The sequence below is a fragment of the Streptomyces sp. 13-12-16 genome, from assembly GCF_002114215.1.
In the GTDB taxonomy this organism is placed as follows: Bacteria; Actinomycetota; Actinomycetes; order Streptomycetales; family Streptomycetaceae; genus Streptomyces.
The window spans coordinates 1-5,135 of the sequence record NZ_NCTE01000859.1; the positions used below are offsets into that span (position 1 = coordinate 1).

7 protein-coding genes are annotated in these 5,135 nt (G+C 72.2%); all 7 read left to right on the forward strand.

Annotated elements, in window-relative coordinates; genetic code table 11:
* Nucleotides 1-143 precede the first annotated feature (143 nt).
* Nucleotides 144-578 carry a roadblock/LC7 domain-containing protein gene (locus tag B7767_RS30575; RefSeq protein ID WP_073934977.1) on the forward strand — a complete coding sequence of 145 codons (435 nt, stop codon included), beginning with the start codon at nt 144-146 and terminating at the stop codon, nt 576-578.
* A gap of 2 nt (nt 579-580) precedes the next feature.
* A complete protein-coding gene (locus B7767_RS30580) occupies nt 581-952 on the forward strand; it encodes a DUF742 domain-containing protein (RefSeq protein WP_085574977.1) in 372 nt (123 codons plus the stop codon).
* Nucleotides 930-1,559, forward strand: a complete 630-nt coding sequence (locus B7767_RS30585; protein WP_085574978.1) for an ATP/GTP-binding protein — start codon at nt 930-932, stop codon at nt 1,557-1,559. Before B7767_RS30580 ends, B7767_RS30585 begins: the two co-directional genes overlap by 23 nt.
* Before the next feature lie 58 nt (nt 1,560-1,617).
* Nucleotides 1,618-2,193: a GAF domain-containing protein gene (locus B7767_RS30590; protein ID WP_085574979.1), complete on the forward strand. Its 576-nt coding sequence runs from the start codon at nt 1,618-1,620 to the stop codon at nt 2,191-2,193.
* A 184-nt stretch (nt 2,194-2,377) separates the two neighbouring features.
* Nucleotides 2,378-3,406 (forward strand): L-threonine 3-dehydrogenase, encoded by a 1,029-nt coding sequence (gene tdh / locus B7767_RS30595; protein WP_085574980.1) that lies wholly within the window; start codon nt 2,378-2,380, stop codon nt 3,404-3,406.
* A 27-nt stretch (nt 3,407-3,433) separates the two neighbouring features.
* A complete protein-coding gene (locus B7767_RS30600; RefSeq protein WP_085574981.1) occupies nt 3,434-4,633 on the forward strand; it encodes a glycine C-acetyltransferase in 1,200 nt (399 codons plus the stop codon).
* Nucleotides 4,634-4,669: 36 nt separating this feature from the next.
* Nucleotides 4,670-5,135: LysR family transcriptional regulator (locus B7767_RS30605; RefSeq protein WP_143652707.1), on the forward strand; the 466-nt coding region annotated here is incomplete at its 3' end.

A 5,135-nucleotide genomic window follows, 5' to 3' on the forward strand; every position in this document is an offset into this window, starting at 1 on the left:
GAGCCCTCCGTCGCACCGCGGCCCACCACACCCGCGCCCCCCACCGACCACCCCGCCCGACACGGCGGGAGCACGCCCGCCGGATGACCGGCACCACCCCCAGCGCTCCCGCAGACCTTCGTACCCCAAGGAGTCGATCCACCATGGCGAGCGATGCGCCGACCGCCCAGGTATCCGACCTCGACTGGCTGATGAGCGGCCTCGTGCAACGCGTACCGCACACCAGCAGCGCCGTACTGCTGTCCTGCGACGGACTGGTGAAGTCCGTGCACGGCCTCGACCCGGACGCCGCCGACCACATGGCCGCCCTGGCCTCCGGCCTGTACTCCCTCGGCCGCAGCGCCGGCATCCGCTTCGGCGACGGCGGCGACGTCCGGCAGGTCGTCGTCGAGCTCGACTCGACCCTGCTGTTCGTCACCACCGCCGGGTCCGGCACCTGCCTCGCCGTCATGGCCGGCCGCGAGGCCGACGCGGCGGTGCTCGGCTACGAGATGGCGATGCTGGTCAAGTCCGTACGGCCGTACCTGATGACCGCTCCCCGCCAGCAGGGCGTCGAACCGCCGGCGATGAGGCCTTGAGCGTGACGGCGACCGGTGACGGACCCTGGCTCGACGACGCGGCCGGACGGCTGGTGCGCCCCTTCACGGTCAGCAACGGCCGTACCCGTCCCACCGTCGCCCTCGACCTCATGTCGCAGGTCAGAGCCACCGGCGCCACCCCCTTCGGCTATCTCGGCCCCGAGCACGCGCAGGCCCTCGACCTGTGCCGCGCTCCCGTCCCGGTCGCCGAGGTCGCCGCCCACCTCAGGCTGCCGGTGGCCGTCACCAAGGTGCTGCTGGCGGACCTCGTCGACTGCGGGGCGCTCACCGACAAGCCCCCCGCGTTCCACCACAACCCGACGGACCGGGCCCTTCTGGAGGCAGTGCTCGATGGACTACGACGACAGCTCTGACCACGTCGACGGCGCGGACCACGACGACGATCCGTTCCCCACCGCACTCAAGATCCTGGTGGCGGGCGGGTTCGGCGTGGGCAAGACGACCTTCGTCGGCGCGGTCAGCGAGATCGCGCCACTCAGCACGGAGGAACTCCTCACCACGGTCAGCGCCGCCACCGACAACCTCGACGGCATCGAGAACAAGGTCGAGACGACCGTGGCCATGGACTTCGGCCGCATCACCCTCGACGCGGAACACGTGCTGTACCTGTTCGGCACCCCCGGCCAGGAACGGTTCTGGTTCATGTGGGACGAACTCTGCGAGGGCGCGCTCGGCGCGGTCATCCTCGCCGACACCCGGCGCCTGGCGGAGTGCTTCGCGGCGGTCGACTTCTTCGAACAGCGCGGTCTCGGATTCGTCGTCGCCGTCAACGAGTTCGACGGCGCCTTCCGCTACGACCCCGGGGAGGTGCGCGCCGCCCTCGACCTCCCCGCGGAGACCCCCGTCGTCCGCTGCGACGCCCGGATCTCCAGCTCCGGCGTCCAGACCCTGCTGACCCTGGTCCGCCACCTCATCGCCCACACCCCGGCCGCCACGACGGGGTATGGCGCCCACATGTGATCCCCGCACACCCTCGGAGCCCGTATATGACCTTCCCCCATGACCCGGGAGCCCGCCCATGAGCTACGACCCGCCCCGCCCGGCAGGTCGTCTGCTGCTCACCCCCGAGGACGGCCAGGCGCCGGAGCGTGCCCGCAGGCTGCGCCGGCTGGGACTGGGGGACCGTCCCGAGCCCGCGCTCGACGCCTTCGCGTACGCCCTCGCCGAGCTCACCGGCGCGCCGTACGCCATGGTCAACCTGCCCGGTGAGGACGGGCAGTTCTTCGCGGGCCTGCACACCCCGCCCGTCGCACCGGTCGTGCGCGGCGACGGCACCGGCGCCCTGCTGGGCCGGGTGCTGCCCCGCGACCACGGCTTCTGCCCCCATGTGGTGGCCCGGCGCAAGGCGCTGGTCCTGGAGGACGTGAGCGACTACCCGCGGTTCGCGGGCAACCCGGTGGTGGACGAGTTCGGCATCCGCTCCTACCTGGGCGCGCCGCTCATCGACGGGACCGGCATGGTGCTCGGCACCGTGTCGGTCACCGACGTCCAGCCCCGTGCCTGGGGGCAGCCGGGGCTCGCCGCCATCAAGGCGCAGGCCGCGGACCTCGTCGTACGGCTGGAGCGCCGGGAGGACGACGGGCTGCCGCTGTGACTGCGCGCGGCACGGGGCCGGACGGGTGACGGTGTGAAGGAAAGCTGTGGCCGCGCTTAAGAAATCCTCGATGGACCGGTGAGGGTGGCGTACGGCAGATTGCAGTGCGATTCCACTCCTCTTCCCGGGCCGGGGCCGCTTCGGCGTGCCCGCGGGCCGGGACTCACCCTCAGGAGCCGTAGCGTTGAAGGCGCTGGTCAAGGAGAAGGCGGAGCCCGGGTTGTGGCTCACGGACGTCCCGGAGCCCGCCGTCGGACCCGGCGACGTGCTGATCAAGGTGCTGCGCACCGGTATCTGCGGCACCGACCTGCACATCCGGTCCTGGGACGGCTGGGCCCGGCAGACGATCAGCACCCCGCTGGTCCTCGGGCACGAGTTCGTCGGCGAGGTCGTGGAGACCGGCGGGGACGTCACCGACATCAAGACCGGTGACCGGGTCAGCGGCGAGGGCCACCTGGTGTGCGGCAAGTGCCGCAACTGCCTGGCCGGACGCCGCCACCTGTGCCGGGCCACGGTCGGCCTCGGCGTCGGACGCGACGGCGCCTTCGCCGAGTACGTCGTGCTCCCCGCCACCAACGTGTGGGTGCACCGGGTGCCCGTCGACCTCGACGTCGCCGCGATCTTCGACCCGTTCGGCAACGCCGTGCACACCGCGCTGTCCTTCCCGCTCGTCGGCGAGGACGTCCTGATCACCGGCGCCGGCCCGATCGGTCTGATGGCCGCCGCCGTCGCCCGGCACGCGGGCGCGCGCAACGTCGTGATCACCGACGTCAGCGAGGAGCGCCTGGAACTCGCCCGCAAGATCGGCGCGACCCTGGCGCTCAACGTCGCCGGGTCGACCATCGCCGACGGGCAGCACGCCCTCGGCCTGCGCGAGGGCTTCGACATCGGCCTGGAGATGTCCGGCCGCCCCGAGGCCATGCGCGACATGATCGCCAACATGACGCACGGCGGCCGGATCGCGATGCTCGGCCTGCCCGCCGAGGAGTTCCCCGTCGACTGGGCCCGGATCGTCACCTCGATGATCACCGTCAAGGGCATCTACGGCCGTGAGATGTTCGAGACCTGGTACGCCATGTCGGTGCTGCTGGAGGGCGGCCTGGACCTCGCCCCCGTGATCACCGGCCGCTACTCCTACCGCGACTTCGAGGCCGCCTTCGAGGACGCGGCCGGCGGCAAGGGCGGCAAGGTCATCCTCGACTGGACCGCGTAAGCCATCTGCCTCTCTAGGAGCTTCAAGATGTTCGACTCCGTGCGCGACGACCTGCGCGCCACCCTCGACGAGATCCGCGCCGCCGGCCTGCACAAGCCCGAGCGCGTCATCGGCACCCCGCAGTCCGCCACCGTGAACGTCACCGCCGGCGGCCGTCCCGGCGAGGTGCTCAACTTCTGCGCCAACAACTACCTCGGCCTCGCCGACCACCCCGAGGTGGTCGCCGCCGCCCACGAGGCCCTCGACCGCTGGGGCTACGGCATGGCGTCCGTGCGCTTCATCTGCGGCACCCAGGAGGTGCACAAGGAGCTGGAGGCGCGGCTGTCGGCGTTCCTCGGCCAGGAGGACACGATCCTCTACTCCTCCTGCTTCGACGCCAACGGCGGTGTCTTCGAGACGCTGCTCGGCCCCGAGGACGCGGTGATCTCCGACGCCCTGAACCACGCGTCGATCATCGACGGCATCCGGCTCTCCAAGGCCCGCCGCTTCCGCTACGCCAACCGCGACATGGCCGACCTGGAGCGGCAGCTCAAGGAGGCCGCGGAGGGCGGTGCGCGCCGCACGCTGATCGTCACCGACGGCGTCTTCTCCATGGACGGCTACGTGGCCCCGCTGGACGAGATCTGCGACCTCGCCGACCGGCACGGCGCCATGGTCATGGTCGACGACTCGCACGCCGTCGGCTTCGTCGGCCCCGGCGGGCGCGGCACACCCGAGCTGCACGGCGTCATGGACCGGGTCGACATCATCACCGGCACCCTCGGCAAGGCGCTCGGCGGCGCGTCCGGCGGCTACGTCGCCGCCCGCGCGGAGATCGTCGCCCTGCTGCGCCAGCGCTCCCGCCCGTACCTGTTCTCCAACACCCTCGCCCCGGTGATCGCCGCCGCCTCCCTGAAGGTCCTCGACCTGCTGGAGTCGGCCGACGACCTGCGTGTCCGGCTGGCCGAGAACACCGCGCTGTTCCGCCGCCGGATGACCGAGGAGGGCTTCGACATCCTCCCCGGCGACCACGCCATCGCCCCGGTGATGATCGGCGACGCCTCCCGCGCGGGCCGCATGGCGGAGCTGCTGCTGGAGCGCGGGGTGTACGTGATCGGCTTCTCCTACCCCGTGGTGCCGCAGGGCCAGGCCCGCATCCGCGTCCAGCTCTCCGCCGCGCACTCCACCGAGGACGTCGACCGTGCGGTGGACGCCTTCGTGGCGGCCCGGGCGGAGCTCGACGCCTGAGCGGAACGCACCGAGCGATTTGAGACAATCGCATCCATGATCGAGGCACGGCGGCTCCACATCCTCCGTGCGGTGGCCGACCACCGCACGGTCACGGCGGCAGCCGCCGCGCTCCATCTGACCCCCTCGGCCGTCTCCCAGCAGCTCGCCGCCCTGGAGCAGGAGACCGGCCACCGTCTCGTCGAGCGCGGCGCCAAGGGCGTACGGCTGACCCCGGCCGGAGAGATCCTGCTCGGCCACACCAACGCCGTCCTCGCCCAGCTCGAACGGGCCGAGGCCGAACTGGCCGCCTACGGTTCGGGGGAGGCCGGCACGGTCACGGTCGCCGCGTTCGCCACCGGGATCGCCGAGGTCGTCGCGCCCGCCGTGGCCCGTCTCGCCGGGTCGGCGCCCGGCATCCGCATCCGGGTCCAGGACGCCGAGGGCGACGCCAGCCTGCCGATGCTCCTGGACCGGCAGGTCGACGTGGCCGTGGCGGTCGAGTACCGCGGGGCGCCGCCCG

Coding starts and splice junctions, on each gene's coding strand:
- B7767_RS30600 (WP_085574981.1), top strand. CDS start 3,434: ATGTTCGACTCCGTGCGCGACGACCTGCGCGCCACCCTCGACGAGATC.
- B7767_RS30585 (WP_085574978.1), top strand. CDS start 930: ATGGACTACGACGACAGCTCTGACCACGTCGACGGCGCGGACCACGAC.
- B7767_RS30590 (WP_085574979.1), top strand. CDS start 1,618: ATGAGCTACGACCCGCCCCGCCCGGCAGGTCGTCTGCTGCTCACCCCC.
- B7767_RS30575 (WP_073934977.1), top strand. CDS start 144: ATGGCGAGCGATGCGCCGACCGCCCAGGTATCCGACCTCGACTGGCTG.